This is a genomic window from Streptomyces finlayi, from assembly GCF_014216315.1.
GTDB lineage: Bacteria > Actinomycetota > Actinomycetes > Streptomycetales > Streptomycetaceae > Streptomyces > Streptomyces finlayi_A.
On record NZ_CP045702.1, the window covers coordinates 4790546 to 4815058 of the forward strand.

The following is a 24513-nucleotide window of genomic DNA, read 5'->3' on the forward strand; positions in this document are numbered from 1 at the left end:
CGGGAGACTGGTCTGTACCGCCGATCATGTACCGCGGTTGACGCTCAACCCCGGGGACTCGGCCCGCCATGGGCCGTACAGGTGACCCTCAGGGCGCATGTCATACCGCGGTGTTGGTGACGCGCTCGCTCTCGGCACGCTTCGCGAGGCCCTCTTGGTCCAGCTGCCTGAGGTGACGGCACAGCACCACGGAGGCCCCGGCGGCCAGCGGTGCGAAGAGCCCTGCGGTGAGCCCGTCCCAGGTGTCGTACGTAAGGCCCGACAGCAGACGCGACCCGGGCGCCAGTCCAAGACCGGCGGCGTCCTGACGGGCTCGCGCGACCAGTTGTGCGCCCGTCAGCTCCACACCGTCCACGACCAGCGCGAGCGCGTCCGGGTCCACGGGCGCGTACGGCGCGAAGCGGTCGCCCTGGCTGGGCACTTCCACCGCGTAGTCCGCGAATCCCTCGGGCGCCTGCGGGAAACGGCCGCCCAGCGGTCGCAGGGCCAGCGCGACCCGCTCGCCGCGGCACGCGCGCGCCCGGTCCAGGCTGTCCGGACCGGTGACGACGACATCGGCCGCCGCCGGGTCGCCCTGGATGTCGGCCACGACACCGACCGACGAGCAGGCGAGCAGCCAGACGGCGGACTGCCAGTGCGCGGGGAGCAACAGGGCGACCCGGTCGCCCGGTTCCGCCGCCAGGTCGCCCTGGAGCAGATTGGCGGTCTTCGCCACCCAATTGGCGAAGGTGGCCACCGACAGTTCGACGCGCTCTCCGGTGGCGTCGTCGTAGAAAGTGATCAGGGGGCGGGCCGGGTCCGCGGCGAGTGCGGATCGCAGCAGGTCGGCGGGGGTGCGGTCGCTGGAGTTCATCCGCGCAAGGGTACGCGGCCGGGGTGGCCGTGCGGGGTGAACCGGGCACCCGCGTACACCGGTTCGGCAGACGAGACGTCAGGAGCTACGGCACATCCCGGTGGCCGGAGTTGTCCCTTTATGCCAAGGATCATGTGTATGCGTGCTCTTCTTGCAACCTCCATCGGCGTCACCTGCGCGGCGGCCCTCACCTTGCCGCTCGCCGCGCCCACAGTCGCCGCCCCCGCCCCCGCCATCCGTACCTCCGCGGCCCAGGCCGCACCCGCCCCCGCACCCGCCCCCGCCCCCGCCCCCGCACCGGACCCGGCCTCCGCCGAAGCCACTGCCGAACCACCCGCGGAAGCCCCCGACACAACCGAGCGGGCCGAAGTGCCGGGATCGACCCGGTCCCTGCCGCTGTCGCCGCTCACCCAGGCGGACCCCCGGGCCACCGGTGCGCCCACCGCGGCCACAGGACAGGGCCTCCGGAAGCCGGACGTCCGCCCGTTCTCGCTCGTCGGCGTCGTCTGGGACGACGCCGACACCGAACTCCACGGCACCGTCCAGGTCCGTACCCGCGCCACCGGCTCCACCCGCTGGTCCGACTGGCAGGACGTCGAGACGCACAACGCCGAGCATGCCGCCGACCCCGGCACCGCCGAGCGCGAATCGGGCAGGGTACGAGGTGCGACGGCGCCGCTCTGGGTCGGCGACTCCGACGGCGTCGAGGTCCGCGTACAGCCCGCAGCCGCCGACCCGCACCACCGGGCGGCCACCCCGCAGGGACTCCCCGAAGGGCTGCGCCTCGAACTCGTCGACCCGGGCGGGGCCGCACCGCCGCCCCCCGCCACGGGCAGCCCGGCCGCCAACCGCGTCCCCGAGCCCCCGGCAGCCGCACCGCTCGCCGTAGAGTCCGTCGAGTCCGTCGAGTCCGTCGAGTCCGCCGAAGCCGCAGCCGTCAACGCCGACCTCGCCCCTCTGGGCGCCACGGTGATCCCCGCCCTGAGCAAGGCCGAGTCGCAAGCACAGGCCGGCGTCGCAGCCGGTGCCAAGCCGTACGTGGGACCCCGTCCGCGCATCATCACGCGCAAGGGCTGGGGCGCGGACGAGAGGCTGCGCGAGCGCCAGTTCGCCTACACCACGCGGGTCAAGGCGGCCTTCGTGCACCACACCGCCACGGGCAACAACTACCGGTGCTCGCAGGCGCCGTCCGTCCTCCGCGGCATCTACCGCTACCACGTCAAGAGCAGTGGCTGGCGCGACTTCGGCTACAACTTCGCCATCGACAAGTGCGGGAACATCTACGAGGGTCGTGCGGGAGGCGTGTCCAAGCCCGTACTGGGTGCGCACACGCTCGGCTTCAACAGCAACAGCATGGGCATCGCGGTCCTCGGAACGTTCAGCTCGGTGAACCCGCCCGCGGCCTCCGTGAAGGCGGTCGCCGAACTCACCGCCTGGAAGCTCGGCCTGTTCGGCGCCAACCCGAAGGGCAGGACCACGCTCGTATCGGGCGGGAGCAACCTGTTCAGGAAGGGAACGAAGGCCCGCCTCAACGTCATCTCAGGGCATCGGGACGGTTTCGCAACCGAATGCCCCGGAGGGCGTCTCTACAAGAAGCTCGGGACGGCCCGGGCCGGGTCGGCCCGCCTGCAGGGCCGCTGACAGGGGGCGATCCCCCGGTCTGCCTACACTGGCCAGCCGAATCGAGCCCGGCCCCAGCAGGAAGCAGAGACAGTGCTGTGACAGAGGCAAAAGAAGCGATCCTCCTGGTCGGCGGCAAGGGCACCCGGCTGCGCCCGCTCACGGTGCACACCCCGAAGCCGATGGTGCCCGCGGCGGGTGTCCCCTTCCTCACCCATCAACTGGCACGGGCCAGGGCGGCGGGCGTCGAGCACATCGTTCTCGCGACGTCGTACCTGGCGGAGGTCTTCGAACCGTACTTCGGCGACGGTTCCTCGCTGGGCCTGTCCATCGACTACGTCACCGAGCGCGAACCGCTCGGCACCGGGGGCGCCATCCGCAACGTGGCGTCCCGGCTGACTTCGGGGCCGGACGAACCGGTGCTCATCTTCAACGGCGACATCCTCACCGGCCTCGACATCCGCGCGCTGGTCACCTCGCACGCCGCGTCCGGCGCGGACGTCTCCCTGCACCTCACCCGGGTCGAGGACCCGCGCGCCTTCGGCCTCGTGCCGACGGACGGTACGGGCAGGGTCACCGCGTTCCTGGAGAAGCCCCAGACGCCCGAGGAGATAGTCACCGACCAGATCAACGCGGGAGCGTACATCTTCCGCCGGTCGGTCATCGACACCATCCCGGCCGACCGCCCCGTCTCCGTGGAACGCGAGACCTTCCCCGGACTCCTCGCCTCCGGCGCCCACCTCCAGGGCATGGTCGACTCCACGTACTGGCTTGACCTCGGAACTCCCCAGGCGTTCGTACGCGGCTCCGCCGACCTCGTCCTGGGCCGCGCCCCGTCCCCGGCGGTCCCGGGCCGCTGCGGCGACCGCCTGGTCCTGCCCACCGCATCCGTCGCCCCCGACGCCAAACTCACCGGCGGTACGGTCATCGGCGACCGCGCGGTCATCGGCGAGGGCGCCAGGATCGACGGGTCCACGGTGCTCGCCGACGCGGTGGTGGAACCCCATGCGGTGATCACCGACTCCCTGATCGGGGCGGGTGCCCGCATCGGCAGCCGTACGGTGCTGGCGGGCGCGGTCATCGGAGACGGGGCCCACGTCGGCGCCGACAACGAACTGCGTGACGGAGTCCGCGTCTGGTGCGGCGCGACCCTCCCGGACGCCTCGGTGCGCTTCTCCTCCGACCAGTGACCGGACACCGCGCTCCATCCGCCGGCCGGCCTTACCCTCGATAGGCACCCCCGACTATCGAGGACCTCACCCGTGGCAGGACGTTTCGTACCCCGCACCCACCGAGCGGCGCTTCCGCACCAGGCCAAGCCGCCGGTCGCGGAGGGCCCGGTGGTGTCGGAGGCCGTCACACGGGAGTGGACGCCGCCGGGGCCGCTGGACCTGCGGCTCGTGCTGGGCCCGCTGCGCCGTGGGCCGGCGGACCCCACGTTCCGGGCGCTTCCCGACGGGTCGTTCTGGCGGGCCACCCGTACGCCGGCCGGCCCCGGCACGCTCCGCGTGACCGCCCGCGACAGCCGTATCGAGGCATCCGCGTGGGGGCCCGGCGCGCAGTGGCTGCTCGACCAGCTTCCCGTGCTGCTGGGCGGGACGGACGACCCGGACGCCTTCCGGCCGCACCACCGCCTGCTCGCCCTGTCCCGGCACCGCCGCCCGGGCCTGCGGCTGCTGCGCACGGGTCTGGTTCTCGAATCCCTGATCCCGTCGATCCTGGAACAGAAGGTCACCACCGACGAGGCGTACCGCGCCTGGCGCCTCCTGCTCCGGGCCCATGGCACCCGCGCCCCGGGCCCGGCGGGCCCCCGCTTCGCCGCCCTCCAGCTGTACGTGATGCCGGATGCCCGTACCTGGTCGCTGATCCCGTCCTGGGAGTGGCACCGGGCGGGAGTCGACGCCAAACGCTCGGCGACGATCCTGCGCGCGGTCCGCGTGGCGCGCCGCCTGGAGGAGGCGGCGGCGATGGACCTGCCCGAGGCAACCGCCCGCCTGGAACTCATCCCCGGCATCGGCCCCTGGACCTCGGCCGAAACGCTCCAGCGCTCGAACGGAGCCGCCGACGCGGTCTCCGTGGGCGACTACCACCTCCCGGGCATCGTGGGCTTCGCCCTGGCGGGCAACAGGAACGCCGACGACGAAGAGATGCTGGCCCTGCTCACCCCGTACGCGGGCCAACGCCACCGGGCAAGCCGTCTGATCCTGCTCACCGGCCACACCCCACCCCGCAGAGCCCCCCGAATGACCCCGCGCGACATCGCCCCCCTCTGACGAGCCCAGCCCTCACCGAGCCACCCGGCCCCACACACCGAGCCCCGCCCGGTCCCGCGCATCGCCGCGACGAGCCACCAACTCAAGCCCGTCCGGCATCGAGGACGAACGGCACCCCGCGGGCGGCCCCAGGAGCTCGCCCGGCCCCACCTCACCGCACGGCCACGAACCCCTCCACCGCCCGGACCTTCCGCTCAGCCGGCGCAGCCCCCGCATGGCCCACGGCCACCGCGCCCAGCGGGTCCCAGGAGTCCGGCAGGTCGAGCACCTCCCGCACCACGTCACGGCAGAACATCGTCGAGGACACCCACGCCGAGCCGAGCCGCTCACCCGCCAGCGCCACCAGGAAGTTCTGCACACCCGCACCCGCCGCGACCACGAACATCTCGCGCTCCGCCGTGTCCCGCCGTGCGTCCCCGTACGGGTGCGAGCCGTCCATCACCAGACACGGCACCGCCAGATACGGCGCGCGGCGCAGCACATCGCCCCGCCGCACCCGCCGCTCGATCGACTCCTCGCTCCTGCCGTCCCGTCGCAGATCCGCGATCCAGGCATCCCGCATCGCGTCCAGCAGCCGGGTCCGCGACTGCGCCGACTCCAGCAGGACGAAGCGCCATGGCGTCGTGTGATGCGGCGCCGGAGCCGTCACCGCGGCGGCCACCGCCCGACGCACCGCCCCCGGGTCCACCGGCTCATCGGTGAACTCCCGCACCGTGCGCCGCAGACTCACCGCTTCCCGTACCGCCTCGGACGTCCCGAGCCGGAACATGTCATCGGCCGCACCCCGCACGATCGCCCGGGCACCCGTGTCGTCGGCGTCCACCACCACATGGGACAGCCCCCGCACCACCGCGACCGGCAGCCCCGCCGCCTTGCCCTTCACCAGGTCACCTGCCGAGGCCAGCTCGTCCGCGGTGGCGACCACCGTCGAGCTCAGCGGATTCCCGAACCCGTCCGTGCCGCCGCGCAGATCGTCCAGCACGCGGACTCCCGCCGCCCCGATCGCGACATCGGTCAGACCGTTGCGCCAGGGACGCCCGAAGGTGTCCGTGACGATCACCCCGACCGACACGCCGAGAGTGTCCCGCAGCCCGTCCCGGATGACCCGGGCGGATGCGTCGGGGTCCTCGGGCAGCAGCAGGACCGTCCCGGCAGGCGTGTTCGACGCGTCGACCCCCGCCGCCGCCATGATCAGGCCCTGCCGGTTCTCCACGATCCGCAGGGACCCGCGCCGCGCGACCACCCGCACCGTCTCGGCGTCGATCGCGGCCTCCCGGTCGGCGGCCCGCACGATCCGGCCCTCCGCCTTGGAGACGATCTTGGAGGTGACGAGCAGCACGTCCCCGTCCACCAGTCCCGGCTCGGTGCTCGCGATCAGCTTCGCGAGGTCGTCCCCGGCCCGCACCTCCGGAATCCCCGGCAGTGCCCACACCCGGAACGAGGGCGCGTCGGCAGAGGCCTCGCTCATGCGCGTACCTCCTCGGCCAGCGCGAGCGCCTGCCGCGCCATCTCGGCCGTCGCGTCGATGTCCGTCATCATCAGCGGCACGGCCCGGCACCGGATGCCCGCCGTCTCCACCTCGTCGACCGCCCCGGCGTCCACCGTGTCGACGAGCCACCCGTCGAGCAGCCCGGACCCGTAGTGCTGTGCCACCGCCGCGGCCGTCGTCTCGACACCGACCGCGGCCAGCACCTTGTCGGCCATGCCCCGCACCGGTGCGTCACCGACGATGGGGGAGAGGCCGACGACCGGCACCCCGGCCTCGGCGATCGCTTCCCGGATGCCGGGCACGGCCAGAATCGTCCCCACCGAGACGACGGGGTTCGACGGCGGGAAGACGATGACATCGGCCTCCCCGATCGCTTCGAGCACACCCGGCGCCGGCTTGGCCTGCTCCGCGCCGACCGGCACGATCGCCTGCGCGTCGACCGAGGCACGCAGCTTCACCCAGTACTCCTGGAAGTGAATCGCCCTGCTCTCACCGTCGACATCGACCGCCACATGCGTCTCGACCCGGTCGTCGGTCATCGGCAGCAGCCGGACCCCCGGCTTCCAGCGCGCACAGAGCGCCTCCGTGACCGCGCTCAGCGGATAGCCCGCGCCGAGCATCTGCGTACGGACGATATGGGTCGCGAAGTCACGGTCGCCGAGCCCGAACCACTCCGGTCCCACGCCGTACGCCGCGAGTTCCTCCTTGACGTGGAAGCTCTCGTCGGTACGCCCCCAGCCCTGTTCCTCGTTGATGCCACCGCCGAGGGTGTACATCACGGTGTCCAGGTCGGGGCAGACCTTCAGCCCGAACAGATGGATGTCGTCGCCGGTGTTGCCGATCACCGTGATGTCCGCGTCGGGCGCGGCCTGCTTGAGGCCACGCAGAAAACGAGCACCACCGATACCGCCGGCCAGAACCACAATGCGCATGCACGGCAGTTTGTCAGGCGGGTACGACATCCACGGCCGCCGGGGCGCACCGCGCAGCGTGCATCGGCATATCGGTCAGGCCGGGGAAGTAGATGTGCAGGCTGACGGCCGGTTCCAGCGAGTCGTTGACGACCTCGTGGACGTAGCCGGGGGCGAACACACGCTGCGCGCCCGCGTCCAGGGCCCGCGCCTCGCGGCGGGTGTGCTCGGTCAACTGTCCGTCCAGGACCGTCAGTACGCCGGAGGACAGCCCGTGGTCGTGACTCCCGCTGCCCTGGCCGGGCACCCAGCTGAGCAGCCAGACCTCGTAACCGGGGCCGGTGCGCAGCCGGTGGTACCAGCGGCTCGCGGTGTCGTACCGGACGAGGGGCGCCCACAGGGCGCGGTCGGCCGCGAGGGAACGGGCCAGGCCGACGAACTCGGCCACGGTGGAGGGGTGCTCGCGGGCGGGCCTCAGGAGGTGCTGGACCTCGAGGATGTCGCCGGCGATCTGAAGGTCGCTGTCGCTGTTCATGGGTGCGGTGGTTCCTCGGCGTGGGGAAGAGTCGCGGGGCTGACGAGTCGCGGGGCCAACGAGTCGCGGACGTCAGAAGAGTCGCGCGGCAGTCGAAGAGCTGGAACGAAAGGCTGGATCAGAGCTGGAGCACGAGGGCATCAACAGCTGTGACAGCTGGAACAGCAACAGCTGGCCTGGACAGCGCTGCGGAACCCACGGACGTGGGTCACGTACATCGCTGCGGTCGCTGGCATGACGTCAAGGAGACCGGCTCTCTGTACCTCTGTCAACCCAATGACCGATTTGGGGGCAATGTTTCACCTCATCCGGTTGCCCGGTCCGGAGAAAGGTTTGTGCAGCCACCTCAGCGGAGATGTGGCGCATCAACCGCACCGCCAAACACTGTTGAGGACCCGTGACCCGACTGTGATCTTGGTCGCTTCGGTGATCGAATCACAACAATGCGGGGAACACGCTCGTCTCACAGGGCGGGAGGCGGTGTCACGCCGACCGCGTGGCATATGTCAGATTTTTGACGATTTGAACACTTTCCGCATACGCTTGGTCCCGCAGAGTGAATCCCGGGGCCAATACCAGATCCTCGCTTGACCGGCACGGAGATACACACTTGTAATTTCACTCGTGTCGTTCGGCCGCAATCAGCGACGGCCGCACCACGGGGACGCAAGAGACAGACGAGGGGCGCACATGACCGAGCTGTTCCAGCAACTGCTGGTCGAGGACGCGGACGAGGAACTCGGCTGGCAGGAGCGCGCATTGTGCGCCCAGACCGATCCCGAGTCCTTCTTTCCCGAAAAGGGCGGATCCACCCGCGAGGCCAAGAAGGTCTGTCTCGCCTGCGAGGTCCGTTCCGAATGCCTTGAGTACGCGCTCTCCAAAGACGAGCGGTTCGGCATCTGGGGCGGGCTTTCGGAGCGCGAGCGGCGGCGCCTCAAGAAGGCCGCCATCTGACAGCCGCGCACACCTGGCGGCCGAAGCGCACGAGACAGACCCACGACGGTCCCGTCCGGGAGACGACCACTCATCGGCCGGTACCGGCCGGCCGGTGACCGCCGGAGCGTGACCAGGCCGATGGCCCGTGGTCCGGACCCTGCCACGCAGGGTCCGGACCACGGGCCATCGGCCTGTCCGCCCGCACCCCGGAACCGGTGCCTCGGGGCCCGTTCCCCCGCTCGGCGCCGACGCGGTTGTCCGTACCGTTAGTGTGGGGCCCCGTCCGAGATGCGCCACGCCCCGCCGGGGCGCGCGTGTACACCGATGCAGCCCCCGGGGGGACGCCCCCGGGACCCGGCCGGAGGGCCCGTACCTCGATGTCCGTGCACAGCCACTCGGCGGCGCCGAATCCGGCCGCCGCCGCCCCAGAGTTCCCCCGGCACGTCGTCACCGCCGTGCTCGTCGCCCACGACGGCGCCCGCTGGCTGCCCGCCGTGCTCGCCGGGCTGCTCGGGCAGGAACGCCCCGTACAGAACGTCGTCGCGGCCGACACCGGCAGCGCCGACGACTCCGCGCGGCTGGTCACCGAGGCGCTCGGGGGCGAGCGGGTCCTCCATCTCGCACGCCGTACGGGCTTCGGCACCGCGGTCGACGAGGCGGCCCGTACGGCCGGTGTCCTGACCGCCGAGGAGCTGCCGTACCTGAAGCGTCCCAGCGGATGGGACCCGGTCAGCCGGTCCTGGCGCGACGACACGTACGACATGCCCGACTTCCCGCACGGTGAGCCGGTCCAGTGGCTCTGGCTGCTGCACGACGACTCCGCACCCGAGCCCGACGCGCTCGCCGAGATGCTCCGCGTCGTCGACGGGGACCGTCACGCCGCGATCGTCGGACCCAAGCTCCGCGGCTGGTACGACCGCAAGCAACTGCTCGAAGTCGGCGTCTCCATCGCCAACAGCGGGCGCCGCTGGACCGGACTCGACCGCCGCGAGCAGGACCAGGGCCAGCACGACCAGGTCCGCACCGTGCTCTCCGTCTCCTCCGCCGGCATGCTGATCCGCCGCGACGTCTGGGACGAGCTCGGCGGCTTCGACCGCGCTCTCCCGCTGATGCGTGACGACGTGGACCTCTGCTGGCGTGCGCACATGGCGGGACACCGGGTGCTCATCGCCCCCGACGCGGTCCTGCGGCATGCCGAGGCGTCCGCGCGGGAACGCCGCCCCATCGACTGCGCGGGGCGCTCCGTCTCCAACCCGCACCGTGTCGACAAGGCGGGCGCCGTCTACACGATGCTCGTCAACGCCCCCACCAAGACCCTGCCGTGGGTCCTGCTCCGCCTCGTGTTCGGCACCCTGCTCCGTACCCTCGCCTATCTGGTCGGCAAGGTTCCCGGACAGGCCGTCGACGAGGTCAGAGGACTCCTCGGCACGCTGCTGCGGCCGGGCAGGATCATCGCGGCCCGCCGCAGACGCGGCAGGTCCACGGTCGAGGCCGGCGAGCTGCGCTCCCTGTTCCCGCCGCCCGGCGCCACCGTCCGCGCCACCGTCGAACAGGTCGCCGAGAACTTCGGCGGCCGGACCGAATCCGAATCCGGCGGCTCGCGGCACGGCGCCGTCGAGTCCGGCCCCGGCGGCGACGACGCCGACTTCCTGGAGATCGAGCAGTTCGCCCGGCTGAAGCGCATCGCGCGCCGGCCCGGTCCCGTCCTCTTCGCCGTCCTGCTGCTCGTCTCCCTCATCGCCTGCCGGGGTCTCCTCGGCGGCGGCGCGCTCGCGGGCGGCGCGCTGCTGCCCGCGCCCGGAGACGTCTCCGAACTCTGGGGGAGGTACGCGGACGGCTGGCACCCGGTCGGCACCGGCGGCACCCAGACGGCACCGCCCTACCTCGCCGTGCTCGCCGCCCTGTCGGCCCTGTTCCTCGGCTCCACGGGCTTCGCGCTCACCCTGCTGCTGGTCTGCTCAATCCCGCTGGCCGGACTGGCCGCGTACTTCGTCTCCCGGCCGCTCATCGAATCGCGGCTCCTGCGGGCCTGGGCGAGCGTGGCGTACGCCTTCCTGCCCGCCGCGACCGGGGCGCTGGCCACCGGCCGCCTCGGCACCGCCGTCCTCGCCGTGCTGCTCCCGCTGATCGCCCGTACCGCCGTATCGGCCCACGGGCTGCGCGCACCAGGCTCGGACGCGCCGCGCGGCAGCTGGCGCGCGACCTGGGCGTACACCCTCCTGCTCACCCTCGCGACGGCCTTCACCCCCATCGTCTGGCCGCTCGCCGTGGCACTCGGCATCGGTGTGCTGGTCCTGCGCCGCGGCGACATCACCGCGTACGGGCTCCGCTTCCTGGCCGCCGTCGGCACCCCGCTGCTCGTCCTGGCGCCCTGGTCGCTGACCCTGCTGACCAGCCCGGCGAGCCTCCTCAAGGAGGCGGGCCTCGACCTGGGCGCCGGCACCGCGTCCGCCGTCGACCTCCTCGGGATCAGCCCCGGCGGCCCGAAGGCGGCAGGCGGCGTCCTCCTCCTGGGCGTCGTGCTGGCCGCCCTCGCCGCACTGCTGCGCGGTGAGCGGCAGTTCGCGATCCGTACCGCCTGGGCCGTCGCACTCGTCGCACTGCTCTTCGCGGGCCTCGCCAACGGCTCGACGTGGGCCGGCCCCGCCACCCTCGTCTACGGCATCGCGCTGATCGCCGCCGCGCTGCTCGGGGCGGACGGCGCCCGGGTACGCGTCGCGGGACTCAGCTTCGGCTGGCGCCAGCCCGTCGCCGCCCTGATAGCCGTGGCCGCGCTGGCCGCACCCGCCCTCGCCGCGTTCGTCTGGATGGCCGGTGGCGCGACCGGGCCGCTGGACCGCCGGGACCCGGTACAGGTGCCCGCGTTCGTAGCGGCGGAGAGCGTCACCCGCGACCAGCCCCGCACGCTGGTCCTGGGCGGAACCTCGCCGCACTCCGTCTCGTACACCCTGGTCCGTGGCTCGGGCGCCCGCCTCGGAGACGCCGAGCTGACCGAGTCGGGCGGCGGCAACACCCACCTCGACAAGGTCGTCGCCAACCTCGTCGCGGGCTCGGGCGCCGACCAGGGCCGTCAGCTGAGCGGCTTCGCCATCCGTTACGTCCTCGTACGGGACGGGGCGCCCCGCGAGATGAGCCGGGTCCTCGACTCGACGCCCGGTCTGAGCCGGCTCAGCCAGCTGGACGGCAGCGCACTGTGGTGGGTGGACCGTCAGGTCGCCAGGGTCATGGTCGTTCCCCCGTCCGCCGAGAGCGGCACGGGCGGCACGGAGCCCGAGTGGCTGCCCGTCGCGTCGAGCCCCGTCGAGGCACACACCGCGATCCCTTCGGGCACCGCCGGCCGTACGCTGCGGATCGCCGACGCCGCGGACCCCGGCTGGCAGGCCACGCTCGACGGGAAGGCCCTGACCGGCAAGACCGTCGACGGATGGGCCCAGGGCTTCGAGCTGCCCGCCGAGGGCGGCACCCTGGACCTCACGTACGACGCCCCCCTCACCCACACCGCCTGGATCTGGGCGCAGGCCGTGCTCGCCGTCGTCCTGCTGGTGCTCGCCCTGCCGACCCGGCGCCGGGTCATCGACGACGACCTGCCCGAGGAGACCGAGGCCGTACCGCTCGAAGCGGTCGCGGGGGAGGGCCGCCGGGCCCGCAGACTCCGGGCCGCCGCCCAGACGGAGGCCGAGGGCCAGGACCGGGACGGCGAGGCACTCGCCGCGGAACCGACGGTGGCGCCCGAGGAGTTCATCCCGGCGCAGCGGTCCGCCGACCCGTACGCGGCGGTCCCGGACGACCAGGACGCCTTCGCCCAGCAGAGCGACACCGGTACGTACGCGGCGGTGCCGCAGCAGCAGTACGCCGAGTGGGACGCGCAGCAGTATCAGGGCGCCGACTACCAGCAGCCGTACCAGGGCGAGCAGTACGACCAGTACCAGGGCGGCGCACAGCCGCAGACCGGCCAGTACGGCGGCGAGCAGTACCCGGCGGCCGGTCAGTACCAGGCCGACCCCTACCAGCAGGACCCCGGCTATGACCCGTACGGCTACGCACAGCAGCAGCCCTACGGCACCACGGGCGGCACCACGGGCACGGGTGAAGCCGCCGCCCCGTACGACGGCCAGGGCGGGTACGGCCCGCAGCACGGCACCCGGAACGACGAGCACGACCCAAGCACCGCCCCGGGCGAGGGCCCGTGGCATCCCGGTAACGCATCGCGAGGCGAGTCCGAGTGAAGTCCACCCCCCTTTCCCTCATCGCGGGCGTCGTCGCCCTCGCCGCCGTCACCGGGTTCGCCGCGCTCAACGCGCCCGGCGACCCGGCCCCGGAAGTGGCGAAGGCCGCCGCCCGGCTGCCCGTCGAACGCTCCAGCCTGCTCTGCCCGGCGCCCAGCAGCTCCGACCTGGCGGCCACGACGTACATGTCCTTCACCCCGGCGGGCAAGAGCGCCGGTGAGGCCGCCGGCGCCGAGCTGAAGCCGGCCGCGGCGTACTCCGCCGACGAGGCGACGGAACCGGACCCGAAGCAGGACAAGAAGGTTCCGGCCAAGGACGGCAAGGCGGTCCTCACCCTCAAGGAGCCCGGAAAGCCGGTCGGCGCCGAGACCTCGAAGCCCGACGCCCCCGCCCTGGTCGGCACCGCCACCGGCAGCCTGGCGCCCGGCTGGACCGCGCAGCAGACCACCGCGGTCACCGCGGGCGCCGCCCGCGGCCTGCTCGGGGCCACCTGCACCGGGCCCGGCACGGACTTCTGGTTCCCCGGCGCGAGCACCTCGAAGGCACGCCAGGACTACGTCCACCTCACCAACCCCGACGACAGCGCGGCCGTCGCCGACATCGAGCTGTACGGCCCCGACGGGCCGCTCAAGTCGGACGTGGGCGACGGGATCACGATCCCGGCCCGCTCCAGCGTCCCGATGCTGATCTCCACCCTGACCAGCGAGGCCGTCGAGGACGTGGCCGTCCACGTCACCACCCGTTCCGGCCGGATCGGCGCCCTCGTCCGCGCCGCGGACGACACGGCGGGCAGCGACTGGATCGCCCCGTCCGCCGACCCCACGGGCACCCTCGTGCTGCCGGGCATTCCGGCCGACGCCACCTCCGTACAGCTGGTGGCCTTCGCACCGGGCGAGGACGACGCCGATGTGAAGGTGCAGCTGCTGGGGAAGAACGCGGCGTTCGCCCCCGCGGGGAACGACACCCTGCACATCAAGTCGAGGATGACCGCGAGCATCGACCTGCGGGACGTCACCAGGGGAGAACCCGGTTCGCTGCGGCTGACGCCGGTGGATGCCGGACGAGCCACCCCGATCGTCGCCGCGCTGCGCGTCGTCCGCGGTACGAAGAGCGGGCGGGAGGTCGCCTTCATCCCGGCCACGGGACCGGTGGGCGTCCGGGCGAGCGTGGCCGACAACAGGGCCAAGGGCTCGGTCCTCTCCCTCACCGCGCCGGGCGCCACGGCCGAGGTCGAGGTCACCGCGTCGGCGGGCACCGAGGGCGGCGAACAGGTCGTCAAGACGTACACCGTCAAGGGCGGCACCACACTCGCGGTCACCCCGCCGGTGCCGTCCGGTCTCAAGGGCAGCTACGCGCTGACGGTGGCGACGAAGTCCGGCGGCCCGGTCCACGCGGCCCGTACGCTCGCTCTCCCGCAGGGCGGCGTCGAGATGTTCACGGTGCAGACGCTGACCGACGACGGGGGCACGGTCGCTGTCCCGACGGCACGGCAGGACCTGTCACTCCTGGACGACTGAACTCCTGTACGGCTGAGCTCCCGGACGGCTGACCTCCCGACAACTCGCGCCGACGGGGCGCACAGGTACGGGCGGGGCTCAGTCCTGCCCGTACCGGGGATCGACCGACTCCGGTGCGAGTCCGAGCAGCTCGGCGACCTGCTCGACCACGATCTCGTGCACCAGCAGGGCACGTTCGTCGCGGCTCTTGGTGCGGATCTCGACAGGACGCCGGTAGACGACGATCTGAGCGGGCTGTCCCTTCTCGGCGGAGACGGCACGCCCGAGCGGCACGGTGTCGCCGAGGGTTCCCGGCACGTCCAGGACCTGGAAGTCGACATCCGCCAGCTGAGGCCAGCGCCGCTCCAGCCGCTCCACCGAGTCCTGCACGAGATCGCGGAACGTCTCACTCCTACTGGCCGACATCGGCACCTGGGGCGGCGCGACGGGTCCGCGCATGCCACGTCCGTGTCGGTCGCGGCGGCGGGGACGGGGCTCGGACGGGTGGGGAGGTACGGGACTGTCCATCACTGACGCAGCGTAACGCTCCGCGCGGCGACCCGGTCGAGGCTCCCGCACAGGACCCACGGGTGTTCAATTCCGAACATTCAGGCCAAGGTGAGTCAGGATCAGGCCCCGACTCCGACTGTCCCTCCGCGCCGGATGACAGCCTGTGCTCATGACATCCACCGGAATCCACCGGCCGATGGCCCGGACCCTTCTGCTGCCGTGCAGGTCAGGGCTGTTGCCCGGAACGCCGTTGTGCCGGAGGTCACAGGGCGACACGTGGGGGTGAGGTGCGGGAGAGTCGTCGCAGCCCGCTCAAGAGTGCGGTACCGTCCAACATCGTGAGCCCTGTACGTCGCTGTTCGCGAACTGCGTGCGGCCGCCCTGCCGTCGCGACACTGACGTACGTCTATGCCGACTCGACTGCGGTCCTCGGCCCGCTCGCCACCTATGCCGAGCCCCACTGCTACGACCTGTGCGCCGAACACAGCGAGCGGCTGACCGCGCCACGCGGCTGGGAAGTGGTCCGGCTCTCCGACCCCTCGGCCCCCACGCGCCCCAGCGGGGACGACCTCGAAGCGCTCGCCAACGCGGTGCGGGAAGCGGCCAGGCCGCACGACCGCGGTCCGGGCGCCGGCAACCGCGGACCGCGCACGGCCGATCCGGTGGAGGTCGCGCGCCGCGGCCATCTGCGGGTGCTCCGCTCACCCGATTCCTGACCCGTACCGAGCCCGCCGATCCCTCTTCCGTCCTGGGCTGGATGCCGCCCTGACGGGCGCCCCGGGTAGTTTGGGCCCTCCGCAGAGACCCCCAGGAGGACCGGCCGTGGTTGCTGACCTGTCGCAGCTCGTGAAGGCGTACGACGTGCGCGGCGTCGTGCCCGACCAGTGGGACGAGCCGCTGTCCGAACTCTTCGGCGCCGCCTTCGTCCAGGTCACGGAAGCGGACGCGATCGTGATCGGCCACGACATGCGGCCCTCGTCGCCCGGCCTGGCCGCGGCCTTCGCACGGGGCGCCGCGGCGCGGGGCGCCGACGTCACCCTGATCGGCCTCTGCTCCACGGACCAGCTGTACTACGCGTCGGGGGCACTGGACCTGCCGGGCGCGATGTTCACGGCCTCGCACAACCCGGCCCGGTACAACGGCATCAAGATGTGCCGGGCGGGCGCGGCACCGGTCGGCCAGGACACCGGCCTCACGGAGATCCGCACACTGGTGGAGAACTGGTCGACCGACGGCGCCCCCGTCCAGGCGCCCACCACCCCGGGCACCATCACCGAACGCGACACCCTCACCGACTACGCCGCCCACCTCCTCGGCCTGGTCGACCTGTCGGCGATCCGCCCCCTGAAGGTCGTCGTGGACGCGGGCAACGGCATGGGCGGCCACACCGTCCCCACCGTCTTCGCGGGCCTCCCGGTGGACCTCGTCCCGATGTACTTCGAACTGGACGGCACCTTCCCCAACCACGAGGCCAACCCCCTCGACCCGAAGAACATCCTCGACCTCCAGGCCCGCGTACTCGCCGAGGGCGCCGACCTGGGCCTCGCCTTCGACGGCGACGCGGACCGCTGCTTCGTCGTCGACGAGCGCGGCTCGGGGGTCTCCCCCTCCGCGATCACGGCCCTGGTCGCGGCCCGCGAACTGGCCCGCAACGGCGGCGAGGGCATCGTCATCCACAACCTGATCACCTCCTGGTCGGTCCCCGAGGTGATCCGCGAGAACGGCGGAACCCCGGTCCGCACACGCGTCGGCCACTCCTTCATCAAGGCCGAGATGGCCGAACACGGCGCGATCTTCGGCGGCGAACACTCGGCGCACTACTACTTCCGGGACTTCTGGAACGCGGACACGGGGATGCTGGCCGCTCTCCACGTCCTGGCCGCGCTGGGAGGCGGGGATGCCCCGCTCTCGGAACTGCTCGCCCAGTACGACCGGTACACGGGCTCCGGCGAGATCAACTCCACCGTCGACGACCAGACCGGCCGTCTGACCGCGATCAAGGCGGCGTACGGCGACCGTGACGACATCACCTTCGACGAACTCGACGGCCTCACGGCAACATCCATGGACTGGTGGTTCAACGTCCGTGCCTCCAACACGGAACCGCTGCTGCGCCTGAACGTGGAGGCCCGTGACGAGAAGACGCTGGCAGCGGTACGCGACGAGGTCCTGACCCTGATCCGGGCCTGACCACATCCAGCTCCGGTATCAAGCCCGCCCGGCGATCGAGGGCAGCTCTCGGGGGCTCCGGGGAGCGCCCCGGTTCCGGGGAGGGGCGGGCGGGGGACAGCCCGACGCAGGCGCCCAGCCCCGGGCACACCTCACCCCCGGGCACACCTCACCCCCGTGCCGCCCCCGCCCCGGCCGCGCCCCCGCCACCCCGGCGGTAGGCTGACGTCGCCCGACCCACGCGACCGCAACCGCACCCCGCGACCGCGCCAGCGAACCGCTCGTACGAACGCCCGAAGGGACCCACCCCATGCCGCTCGAAGCCGGCCTTCTGGAGATCCTCGCCTGCCCGGCCTGCCACTCTCCGCTCGACGACCGGTCGGCAGCCGGGACCCCGGAGCTCGTCTGCACCGGCAAGGACTGCGGTCTGGCCTACCCGGTACGCGACGGCATCCCGGTCCTCCTCGTCGACGAAGCCCGCCGCCCCGCGTAACAGCGCGCCACACGCGCCCAGCGCGACCCGCGAGAACGGGGACACGACGCGACGGGTCGGCGACGACCGGCGCCCGCACTCCCGTACCCGCACCCCGCACCCCGTACGGTGATCGGAGGCCCACCGCCATGCTCGACGAGTCATTGCTCGACGCCCCGGAAGCCCTGGCCCGCGCCGACCGCCGCGGTCTGCTCCGCGGCGCCGCCGAGGCCGGTGCCCGGGTCCGTACCGCCGCCCGGCACGCCGCAGAGGCAGGCATCGGCGGCCTGGCCCCGGAGGGCAGGCCCAGAGCCGTCCTCGTCGCGGGCCCCGGTACGGCCGCGTCCGGCGTCGCCGACCTGATCGGCGCACTCGTGGGCGCCGCGGCCCCCGTCGTCCGTGTCCACTCCACCGGCGTCGCACCCGCCGCGGGCGCCCTGCGCTGGGCACTCCCCGGCTGGGCGGGTTCCGTGGACCTGCTGCTCATCGCCACTCCCGACGGCTCCGAACCCGGCCTCGCCCAGCTCGCCGAGCAGGCGTACCGCCGGGGCTGCACGGTCGTGGCCGTCGCCCCCATGCGCTCCCCGCTCCGTGAGGCCGTCGACGGCGTCCACGGCCTCGTCGTCCCCATGGCGGCGGCCCCGCACGGCGAGTACGACGCCGAGACCGAGGCAGCGGGCCCCGGCACCCTCTGGGCGCTGCTCACACCCCTGCTCTCCCTGCTCGACCGGCTCGGCCTGGTGGACGCGTCGTCCGAGGCGCTGCAGAGCGCCGCCGACCGCCTCGACCACACCGCCGAACGCTGCGGCCCCGCCATCGCGACGTACAGCAACCCGGCGAAGACGCTCGCAGCCGAGCTCGCCGACAGCCTGCCGCTCATCTGGACGGAGGCCGGAGCCGCGGGCCCGGTCGGACGCCGGTTCGCCGCGGTGCTGACCGATCTCGCCGGCCGCCCCGCCCTCGCCGCCGAGCTGCCCGAGGCGCTGCCCCTGCACGGCAGGCTGCTGGCCGGGGCCTTCGCCGCCGGAGCCGACCCCGACGACTTCTTCAGGGACCGCGTCGACGAGCCGGAGGCGATGCGGGCCCGCGTCGTCCTGCTCCGGGGCCGCACCGCCGGCGGCCTGAGCGCCGCACCCGCGGCCCGCGAACTGGCGCTCAGCCACGACACGGCGATCAGCGAACTCGAACCGGAGGAGGGCACCGACCTCGAAGCCCTCGCCGAACTCCTCGCGGTCACCGACTTCGCCGCCGTCTACGTGGCCCTGGCCTCCCGGAACCACTGACTCCTGCCCTCGCGGCACCCACCACCGCATCCACCCCGCTTCCCGAGGACGAACCCCATGGACCGGCTCTCCAACACCGTGCGCCCCTATGCCTGGGGCTCCACCACGGCCATCCCCGAGCTGCTCGGCATCGCCCCCACCGGCGAGCCGCAGGCCGAGATGTGGATGGGCGCCCACCCAGGAGCGCCGTCCAGGGTCACCCGCGCGGGCGCCGAGCAGCCCCTCACCGAGGTCATCGCCGCCGACCCCGGCCGCGAACTGGGCCGGCCGGCCGTCGACAAGTTCGGCCCCCGCCTCCCCTTCCTCCTGAAGCTGCTGGCCGCCGGCGCCCCGCTCTCCCTCCAGGTGCACCCCGACCTCGACCAGGCCAAGAGGGGATACGCGGACGAGGAGAGCCGGGGGGTCCCGGTCTCGGCTCCCCACCGCACGTACAGGGACGCCAACCACAAGCCCGAGCTGATCTGCGCGCTCACCCCCTTCGAGGGACTCTGCGGTTTCCGCAGGCCCGCCGAAGCGGCCGACGCGATAGAGGCACTCGGTGTCGATTCCCTCATGCCGTACGTGGACCTCCTGCGTGCCAAGCCCGAAGAGGCGGCCCTGCGTGAGGTCCTGACGGCGATCCTCACCGCCGAACCGGCGGAGATGGCGGCCACGGTCACCGAGGCGGCGGCCGCGGCCGAACGCCTCGGCGGCGCCCACGCCCCGTACGCCCAGCTCGCCCACCACTACCCCGGCGACCCCGGCGTCCTCGCCGCGATGCTCCTGAACCACGTGGAACTCCAACCCGGAGAGGCCCTGTTCCTCGGCGCGGGCGTCCCGCACGCCTATCTCGGCGGCCTCGGCGTCGAGATCATGGCCAACTCGGACAACGTGCTGCGCTGCGGACTCACCCCCAAGCACATCGACGTCCCCGAACTCCTGCGCGTCGTTCGCTTCGAGGCGACCGACCCGGGCGTCCTGCGCCCCGAGGCGGCACCGTCCGGCGAGGAACCCTACGAGACGCCGGTCGACGAGTTCCGGCTGTCCCGCTACGACCTGTCGCCCGGAGCCGCCCCTGTCGACCTGACGGTGTCCACTCCGCAGATCCTGCTCTGCACCTCCGGTGCCCCCCGCGTCGGTGATCTCGAACTCGCCCCTGGCGAATCGGTGTTCGTTCCGGCGGACGAAAAGGTCGAAGCATCCCGTACGGGCACGCTGTTCCGCGCGACCGTGGTGGCTTGACGTACCGTCCGCACAGCGGCTGCAACAATGTCCGGCCGTACAGCGGCGCCCGTGCCGCAGCACCGAGGAAGGGACACCAGGCACCCATGAGCGCGTCAGGCGGAACCAAGGCGATCGTGGCGGCACTAGTCGCCAACCTCGCGATCGCAGTGGCCAAATTCGTAGCGTTCGTCTTCAGTGGCTCGTCGTCGATGCTCGCGGAGAGCGTCCACTCGCTCGCCGACTCCGGCAACCAGGGTCTCCTCCTGCTCGGCGGCAAGAAGGCCAAGCGCGAGGCCACTCCCGAGCATCCCTTCGGATACGGGCGCGAGCGCTACATCTACGCCTTCCTCGTCTCCATCGTGCTGTTCTCGGTCGGTGGCATGTTCGCGATCTACGAGGGCTACGAGAAGATCAAGCACCCGCACGAGATCGAGGCCTGGTACTGGCCGGTCGGCGTGCTGGTCTTCGCGATCATCGCCGAGACCTTCTCCTTCCGCACGGCCATCAAGGAGTCCAACCTGACCCGGGGCGAGCGCTCCTGGACGGAGTTCGTCCGCCACTCGAAGGCCCCCGAGCTCCCCGTCGTCCTCCTGGAAGACCTCGGTGCCCTGGTCGGCCTGATCCTGGCCCTCGCCGGTGTGAGCCTCGCCCTGGTCACCGGCGACGGCGTCTGGGACGGCATCGGCACCCTCTGCATCGGCATCCTGCTGATCATCATCGCGATCGTGCTCGCAGTCGAGACGAAGTCCCTCCTCCTCGGCGAGTCCGCAGGCATCGAGGACGTCGAGAAGATCAAGGCGGCGGTCGTCGACGGCGAGAGCGTCACCCGCATCATCCACATGCGCACCCTCCACCTCGGCCCGGAAGAACTGCTGGTGGCGGCAAAGATCGCGGTCGAGCACGACGACAGCGCCACCGAGATCGCCCACGCCATCAACGCCGCCGAATCCCGTATCCGCGAAGCCGTCCCGATCGCCCGGGTCATCTACCTGGAGCCGGACATATACAACGAGGAAGCCGCCGCCGCGGGCACCAACCCGGCCACGTCTCCCGGTGCCCCGGCTCCGACGAAATCCGGCCACTGACGAGCGGCTGACGAGCCTCTGACGAACACCGCCTTCCACCCCCGACGGCCCGGTGATCGCCCCAAGCCCCTGGACGGGCTGGGGCACACCGGGCCGACCGGTGTAGATTCTTATGGAGTAACAGACGTCGCTGCTGATGGCGGTCGATCGGTCCGCACCGCGGACCGGCCGAGGGAGAGAGGGCCTCCGACGGACTGCACCGCGAACTCCCGGGCATTCGTGTGCCCGCCGCCGCAGAGCCAGCCAAGCCCACCCTCGACCCATCACGAGGAGCAGCCCGTTATGACGACGACCGCCAATCGCCAGGACTTCAAGGTCGCCGACCTTTCCCTTGCCGCCTTCGGGCGCAAGGAGATCACCCTCGCCGAGCACGAGATGCCCGGCCTGATGTCGATCCGCAAGGAGTACGCCGCCGCGCAGCCGCTGGCCGGCGCCCGGGTCACCGGTTCGCTGCACATGACGGTGCAGACGGCCGTGCTCATCGAGACCCTGGTCGCCCTCGGCGCCGAGGTCCGCTGGGCGTCCTGCAACATCTTCTCCACCCAGGACCACGCCGCCGCGGCCATCGCCGTCGGACCGAACGGCACCCCGGAGGCCCCCGCAGGCGTCCCGGTCTTCGCCTGGAAGGGCGAGACGCTGGAGGAGTACTGGTGGTGCACGGAGCAGGCGCTGACCTGGCCGAACACCCTCACCGGTGGCCCGAACATGATCCTCGACGACGGTGGCGACGCCACCCTCCTCGTCCACAAGGGCGTCGAGTTCGAGAAGGCGGGCGCGGCCCCGGACCCGTCGACGGCGGACAGCGAGGAGTACGCGTACATCCTCACCCTGCTGAACCGCACCCTCGGTGAGGCCCCGCAGAAGTGGACCCAGCTGGCGTCCGAGATCCGCGGCGTCACCGAAGAGACCACGACCGGTGTGCACCGCCTGTACGAGATGCACCGTGACGGCACCCTCCTCTTCCCGGCGATCAACGTCAACGACGCGGTCACCAAGTCGAAGTTCGACAACAAGTACGGCTGCCGCCACTCGCTGATCGACGGCATCAACCGCGCCACCGACGTCCTGATCGGCGGCAAGACCGCCGTCGTCTGCGGCTACGGCGACGTGGGCAAGGGCTGCGCGGAGTCCCTGCGCGGCCAGGGCGCCCGCGTGATCATCACCGAGATCGACCCGATCTGCGCCCTTCAGGCCGCAATGGACGGCTACCAGGTCGCCACGCTCGACGACGTCGTCGCCCAGGCCGACATCTTCATCACCACGACGGGCAACAAGGACATCATCATGGCCGCGGACATGGCCAAGATGAAGCACCAGGCCATCGTCGGGAACATCGGCCACTTCGACAACGAGATCGACATGGCAGGCCTGGCGAAGATCGACGGCATCGTCAAGGACGAGGTCAAGCCGCAGGTCCACACCTGGACGTTCCCCGACGGCAAGGTCCTCATCGTGCTGTCCGAGGGCCGCCTGCTGAACCTGGGCAACGCCACCGGCCACCCCTCGTTCGTCATGTCCAACTCGTTCGCGGACCAGACCCTGGCCCAGATCGAGCTGTACACGAAGCCCGAGGAGTACCCGACGGACGTCTACGTGCTGCCCAAGCACCTCGACGAGAAGGTCGCCCGTCTCCACCTCGCCGCACTCGGCGTCAGGCTCACGACCCTGCGTCCCGAGCAGGCCGCCTACATCGGCGTCGAGGTCGACGGACCGTACAAGTCCGACCACTACCGCTACTGATCCACCCGCCGGCGCCGCGGTCGTCACCACCTGGCGCCGACGGAGGGAAACAACCTCAGCAGCAGCTACGAGCGCAGGCCCCCGCACCCCCGTGCCGGGGGCCTGCCCCGTATCGCACCCGCACAGCCCCGAGGAACCCGAAGGACCCCATGCCCCGCGGCCGGTATTCGCTCCACGATCTCCACGACCACACCCCCCTCGGCGAAGAACACTTCCACTGCGCCCCCGGCCCTTCCGGTTGGCGCTACGTCTCGCAGACCACGGCCCCGTCCGGAGACCACCTCGGCTCCCTCGACCTCACCCTCGACGAGCTCGGCCGCCCCATCCGCATGGAACTCCATGCCAGGAGCTGGCAGGTCCGCGGCGCAGCCCTCGAAGGCGTCACCTGGGTCCGGAACGACCCGAGCGGGACCCATGCCACGGAAGGCAATGTCCGCGCCCACGCCTTCTCCGGCACCTCTCCCGCGTTCCTCGTCGCCACTGCCCGACTCCTGCGCCTCACCCCCGATTCCGCCGAGACCCGGATCCGCCTGGTCACCTTCACGGACCCGGTCCTCGCACCCCGCACCGTCGATCAGTCCTGGGCCCTGGTGAACAGTGAAGCCCACGCCACTGACAACGGACCCTTGGTCGTGGACGAATACCAGGTCAGCGACCTGGACACCGGCGACAGGCACACGGTCCACCTCGCGGGCGACGTGGTCCTCTCGGCCCCGGGCATCGAGCTGGAACACCTGGAATCACCTCCCTCGCCCCCCGCGCACTAGGCAGGCGGAGCGAACCCGCTGGACGTGCCCTCCTCGGGTTTCGAAGTGCCCGCCTCAGACTTCCGCAGAGGCACACGAGCCCCAGCGACGGGCACCCGCGCAGGCACCACAGCCGCCGCCCCCGCCCCACGCGCCATCGTTGGTAGTGACGGAACCCCGCCCCCACCCGAGGCCACGGGGCGCCCGGCGGGCGAAGGCGCGAACGCCCGCCGCGCATCCCGCGCCTGCCGCTCGTTCACCACCGCCGCCAGAAAGGCCGCCGCGGGGACCCCGGTCGGCACCGGTACCCCCGTCCGCGCCGCCAGATCACCGGCCAGACGCTCGGCGACGGACCATCCCACCGCCGCGTCGAGTTCGCGCATACGCGTCAGGTACTGCCGGATCGCCAGCCAGAGATCATCGGGGACGGACGACAGATCCAAGTGGGCGAACCGTCCGACCAGCCACGGCGGCGGAGGCGGTACGGCCACGGCCCGCCCGGCCGGCAGCCGCTCACGTACGACGAGCGTGCCGGCGAAGACATCACCGAGCCGCCGTCCACGCGCCGACACCAGCGACGCGATGCAGGCCACGACACCGAACGTCAGCAGAATCTCGACGATCCCCATGGACCCCCGCACGAGCGCGTGCCGGAACCGGATCGGCCCCCCGTCGTCGCGCACCACGCGGAGCCCGCACGCCAGCTTCCCCAGCGAACGGCCGTGGCTCAGTGTTTCCACCGCGATAGGGCCTCCCACCAGTACGAGGAGGAAGGTCGCGACCGCTATCGCCGCCTTCGCCGCCTCGTCGAGTGACACCGTCGCAATGGCAAGACAGATCGATACCGTCACGAACACCAGCAGAACCGCCGCCAGATCGATCGCTGTCGCCAACGCGCGGCTCGGCAGCCTCGCAGGCCGCAACCCCAATACGACCGCGTCACCGGTCACCAGCTCATTCATCGCG

The 24513-nt window shown here is 72.0% G+C and carries 20 protein-coding genes; 14 read left to right on the forward strand and 6 right to left on the reverse strand.

What is annotated here, in order from left to right; translation table 11 throughout:
* Positions 1 to 100: 100 nt before the first annotated feature.
* A complete protein-coding gene (locus F0344_RS22165; protein ID WP_185300470.1) occupies positions 101 to 853 on the reverse strand; it encodes a TIGR03089 family protein in 753 nt (250 codons plus the stop codon).
* Between the two features lie 138 nt (positions 854 to 991).
* Here F0344_RS22165 and F0344_RS22170 point away from each other — a divergent pair, with 138 nt between their 5' ends.
* The 3 genes from F0344_RS22170 to F0344_RS22180 all read left to right on the forward strand — a co-directional run bounded on the left by F0344_RS22170 (position 992) and on the right by F0344_RS22180 (position 4746).
* The gene (locus F0344_RS22170) at positions 992 to 2494 is read left to right on the forward strand and encodes a peptidoglycan recognition protein family protein (RefSeq protein ID WP_185300471.1); all 1503 of its coding nucleotides are present in this window, start codon (positions 992 to 994) and stop codon (positions 2492 to 2494) included.
* Positions 2495 to 2571: 77 nt separating this feature from the next.
* Complete coding sequence (locus F0344_RS22175; RefSeq protein ID WP_185300472.1) at positions 2572 to 3663, forward strand: nucleotidyltransferase family protein; 1092 nt, start codon at positions 2572 to 2574, stop codon at positions 3661 to 3663.
* 72 nt (positions 3664 to 3735) lie between these two features.
* Positions 3736 to 4746, forward strand: coding sequence for a DNA-3-methyladenine glycosylase family protein (locus F0344_RS22180; protein ID WP_185300473.1), 1011 nt, complete (start codon positions 3736 to 3738; stop codon positions 4744 to 4746).
* A gap of 151 nt (positions 4747 to 4897) precedes the next feature.
* Here the strand turns inward: F0344_RS22180 and F0344_RS22185 are convergent, their stop codons facing one another.
* Genes F0344_RS22185 through F0344_RS22195 form a run of 3 tightly spaced genes read right to left on the reverse strand, consistent with a single transcriptional unit; the run spans position 4898 to position 7681 of the window.
* A complete protein-coding gene (locus F0344_RS22185; RefSeq protein WP_185300474.1) occupies positions 4898 to 6214 on the reverse strand; it encodes a coenzyme F420-0:L-glutamate ligase in 1317 nt (438 codons plus the stop codon).
* On the reverse strand, positions 6211 to 7167 hold the full coding sequence (gene cofD / locus F0344_RS22190; protein ID WP_185300475.1) for a 2-phospho-L-lactate transferase: 957 nt from the start codon (positions 7165 to 7167) through the stop codon (positions 6211 to 6213). Before cofD ends, F0344_RS22185 begins: the two co-directional genes overlap by 4 nt.
* 13 nt (positions 7168 to 7180) lie before the next feature.
* Complete coding sequence (locus F0344_RS22195; RefSeq protein WP_185300476.1) at positions 7181 to 7681, reverse strand: cysteine dioxygenase; 501 nt, start codon at positions 7679 to 7681, stop codon at positions 7181 to 7183.
* A gap of 690 nt (positions 7682 to 8371) precedes the next feature.
* On the opposite strand from F0344_RS22195, the gene F0344_RS22200 reads away from it, so the two are divergent.
* The 3 genes from F0344_RS22200 to F0344_RS22210 all read left to right on the forward strand — a co-directional run bounded on the left by F0344_RS22200 (position 8372) and on the right by F0344_RS22210 (position 14360).
* Positions 8372 to 8635: a WhiB family transcriptional regulator gene (locus tag F0344_RS22200; protein ID WP_024494319.1), complete on the forward strand. Its 264-nt coding sequence runs from the start codon at positions 8372 to 8374 to the stop codon at positions 8633 to 8635.
* A 359-nt stretch (positions 8636 to 8994) separates the two neighbouring features.
* Positions 8995 to 12843 carry a glycosyltransferase family 2 protein gene (locus tag F0344_RS22205; protein WP_185300477.1) on the forward strand — a complete coding sequence of 1283 codons (3849 nt, stop codon included), beginning with the start codon at positions 8995 to 8997 and terminating at the stop codon, positions 12841 to 12843.
* Positions 12840 to 14360 (forward strand): DUF5719 family protein, encoded by a 1521-nt coding sequence (locus F0344_RS22210; protein WP_185300478.1) that lies wholly within the window; start codon positions 12840 to 12842, stop codon positions 14358 to 14360. The genes F0344_RS22205 and F0344_RS22210 overlap by 4 nt, the downstream gene beginning before the upstream one ends.
* A gap of 78 nt (positions 14361 to 14438) precedes the next feature.
* Here F0344_RS22210 and F0344_RS22215 read toward each other — a convergent pair whose 3' ends face one another.
* Complete coding sequence (locus F0344_RS22215) at positions 14439 to 14867, reverse strand: metallopeptidase family protein (RefSeq protein ID WP_185302826.1); 429 nt, start codon at positions 14865 to 14867, stop codon at positions 14439 to 14441.
* A 320-nt stretch (positions 14868 to 15187) separates the two neighbouring features.
* Between F0344_RS22215 and F0344_RS22220 the strand changes: the two genes are divergently transcribed.
* The 8 genes from F0344_RS22220 (at position 15188) to F0344_RS22255 (ending at position 23568) form a co-directional block, all read left to right on the forward strand.
* Positions 15188 to 15565 carry a DUF3499 domain-containing protein gene (locus F0344_RS22220; RefSeq protein WP_185300479.1) on the forward strand — a complete coding sequence of 126 codons (378 nt, stop codon included), beginning with the start codon at positions 15188 to 15190 and terminating at the stop codon, positions 15563 to 15565.
* A gap of 106 nt (positions 15566 to 15671) precedes the next feature.
* On the forward strand, positions 15672 to 17039 hold the full coding sequence (locus F0344_RS22225; RefSeq protein WP_185300480.1) for a phosphomannomutase/phosphoglucomutase: 1368 nt from the start codon (positions 15672 to 15674) through the stop codon (positions 17037 to 17039).
* A gap of 289 nt (positions 17040 to 17328) precedes the next feature.
* Positions 17329 to 17511 (forward strand): Trm112 family protein, encoded by a 183-nt coding sequence (locus F0344_RS22230; protein WP_185300481.1) that lies wholly within the window; start codon positions 17329 to 17331, stop codon positions 17509 to 17511.
* 128 nt (positions 17512 to 17639) lie between these two features.
* On the forward strand, positions 17640 to 18773 hold the full coding sequence (locus F0344_RS22235; RefSeq protein ID WP_185300482.1) for an SIS domain-containing protein: 1134 nt from the start codon (positions 17640 to 17642) through the stop codon (positions 18771 to 18773).
* A 57-nt stretch (positions 18774 to 18830) separates the two neighbouring features.
* On the forward strand, positions 18831 to 19994 hold the full coding sequence (manA, locus tag F0344_RS22240; RefSeq protein WP_185300483.1) for a mannose-6-phosphate isomerase, class I: 1164 nt from the start codon (positions 18831 to 18833) through the stop codon (positions 19992 to 19994).
* A gap of 86 nt (positions 19995 to 20080) precedes the next feature.
* Entirely contained in the window at positions 20081 to 21061 is a 981-nt protein-coding gene (locus F0344_RS22245) for a cation diffusion facilitator family transporter (RefSeq protein ID WP_185300484.1), read from the forward strand.
* A gap of 282 nt (positions 21062 to 21343) precedes the next feature.
* Positions 21344 to 22801 (forward strand): adenosylhomocysteinase, encoded by a 1458-nt coding sequence (gene ahcY / locus F0344_RS22250; protein ID WP_185300485.1) that lies wholly within the window; start codon positions 21344 to 21346, stop codon positions 22799 to 22801.
* A 149-nt stretch (positions 22802 to 22950) separates the two neighbouring features.
* Complete coding sequence (locus F0344_RS22255) at positions 22951 to 23568, forward strand: hypothetical protein (protein ID WP_185300486.1); 618 nt, start codon at positions 22951 to 22953, stop codon at positions 23566 to 23568.
* On the opposite strand, the gene F0344_RS22260 is transcribed toward F0344_RS22255, so the two are convergent.
* Positions 23565 to 24509: an RDD family protein gene (locus F0344_RS22260; RefSeq protein WP_185300487.1), complete on the reverse strand. Its 945-nt coding sequence runs from the start codon at positions 24507 to 24509 to the stop codon at positions 23565 to 23567. The genes F0344_RS22255 and F0344_RS22260 overlap by 4 nt on opposite strands.
* Between the last annotated feature and the right edge of the window lie 4 nt (positions 24510 to 24513).

What these genes read in the sequence shown, in the direction of transcription:
- F0344_RS22255 (WP_185300486.1), top strand. Translation starts at nt 22,951, where the DNA reads ATGCCCCGCGGCCGGTATTCGCTCCACGATCTCCACGACCACACCCCC.
- F0344_RS22185 (WP_185300474.1), bottom strand. Translation starts at nt 6,214, where the DNA reads ATGAGCGAGGCCTCTGCCGACGCGCCCTCGTTCCGGGTGTGGGCACTG.
- F0344_RS22260 (WP_185300487.1), bottom strand. Translation starts at nt 24,509, where the DNA reads ATGAATGAGCTGGTGACCGGTGACGCGGTCGTATTGGGGTTGCGGCCT.
- F0344_RS22195 (WP_185300476.1), bottom strand. Translation starts at nt 7,681, where the DNA reads ATGAACAGCGACAGCGACCTTCAGATCGCCGGCGACATCCTCGAGGTC.
- manA (WP_185300483.1), top strand. Translation starts at nt 18,831, where the DNA reads ATGGACCGGCTCTCCAACACCGTGCGCCCCTATGCCTGGGGCTCCACC.
- F0344_RS22230 (WP_185300481.1), top strand. Translation starts at nt 17,329, where the DNA reads ATGCCGCTCGAAGCCGGCCTTCTGGAGATCCTCGCCTGCCCGGCCTGC.
- F0344_RS22165 (WP_185300470.1), bottom strand. Translation starts at nt 853, where the DNA reads ATGAACTCCAGCGACCGCACCCCCGCCGACCTGCTGCGATCCGCACTC.
- F0344_RS22235 (WP_185300482.1), top strand. Translation starts at nt 17,640, where the DNA reads ATGCTCGACGAGTCATTGCTCGACGCCCCGGAAGCCCTGGCCCGCGCC.
- F0344_RS22215 (WP_185302826.1), bottom strand. Translation starts at nt 14,867, where the DNA reads ATGGACAGTCCCGTACCTCCCCACCCGTCCGAGCCCCGTCCCCGCCGC.
- ahcY (WP_185300485.1), top strand. Translation starts at nt 21,344, where the DNA reads ATGACGACGACCGCCAATCGCCAGGACTTCAAGGTCGCCGACCTTTCC.
- F0344_RS22205 (WP_185300477.1), top strand. Translation starts at nt 8,995, where the DNA reads ATGTCCGTGCACAGCCACTCGGCGGCGCCGAATCCGGCCGCCGCCGCC.
- F0344_RS22245 (WP_185300484.1), top strand. Translation starts at nt 20,081, where the DNA reads ATGAGCGCGTCAGGCGGAACCAAGGCGATCGTGGCGGCACTAGTCGCC.
- F0344_RS22170 (WP_185300471.1), top strand. Translation starts at nt 992, where the DNA reads ATGCGTGCTCTTCTTGCAACCTCCATCGGCGTCACCTGCGCGGCGGCC.
- F0344_RS22200 (WP_024494319.1), top strand. Translation starts at nt 8,372, where the DNA reads ATGACCGAGCTGTTCCAGCAACTGCTGGTCGAGGACGCGGACGAGGAA.
- cofD (WP_185300475.1), bottom strand. Translation starts at nt 7,167, where the DNA reads ATGCGCATTGTGGTTCTGGCCGGCGGTATCGGTGGTGCTCGTTTTCTG.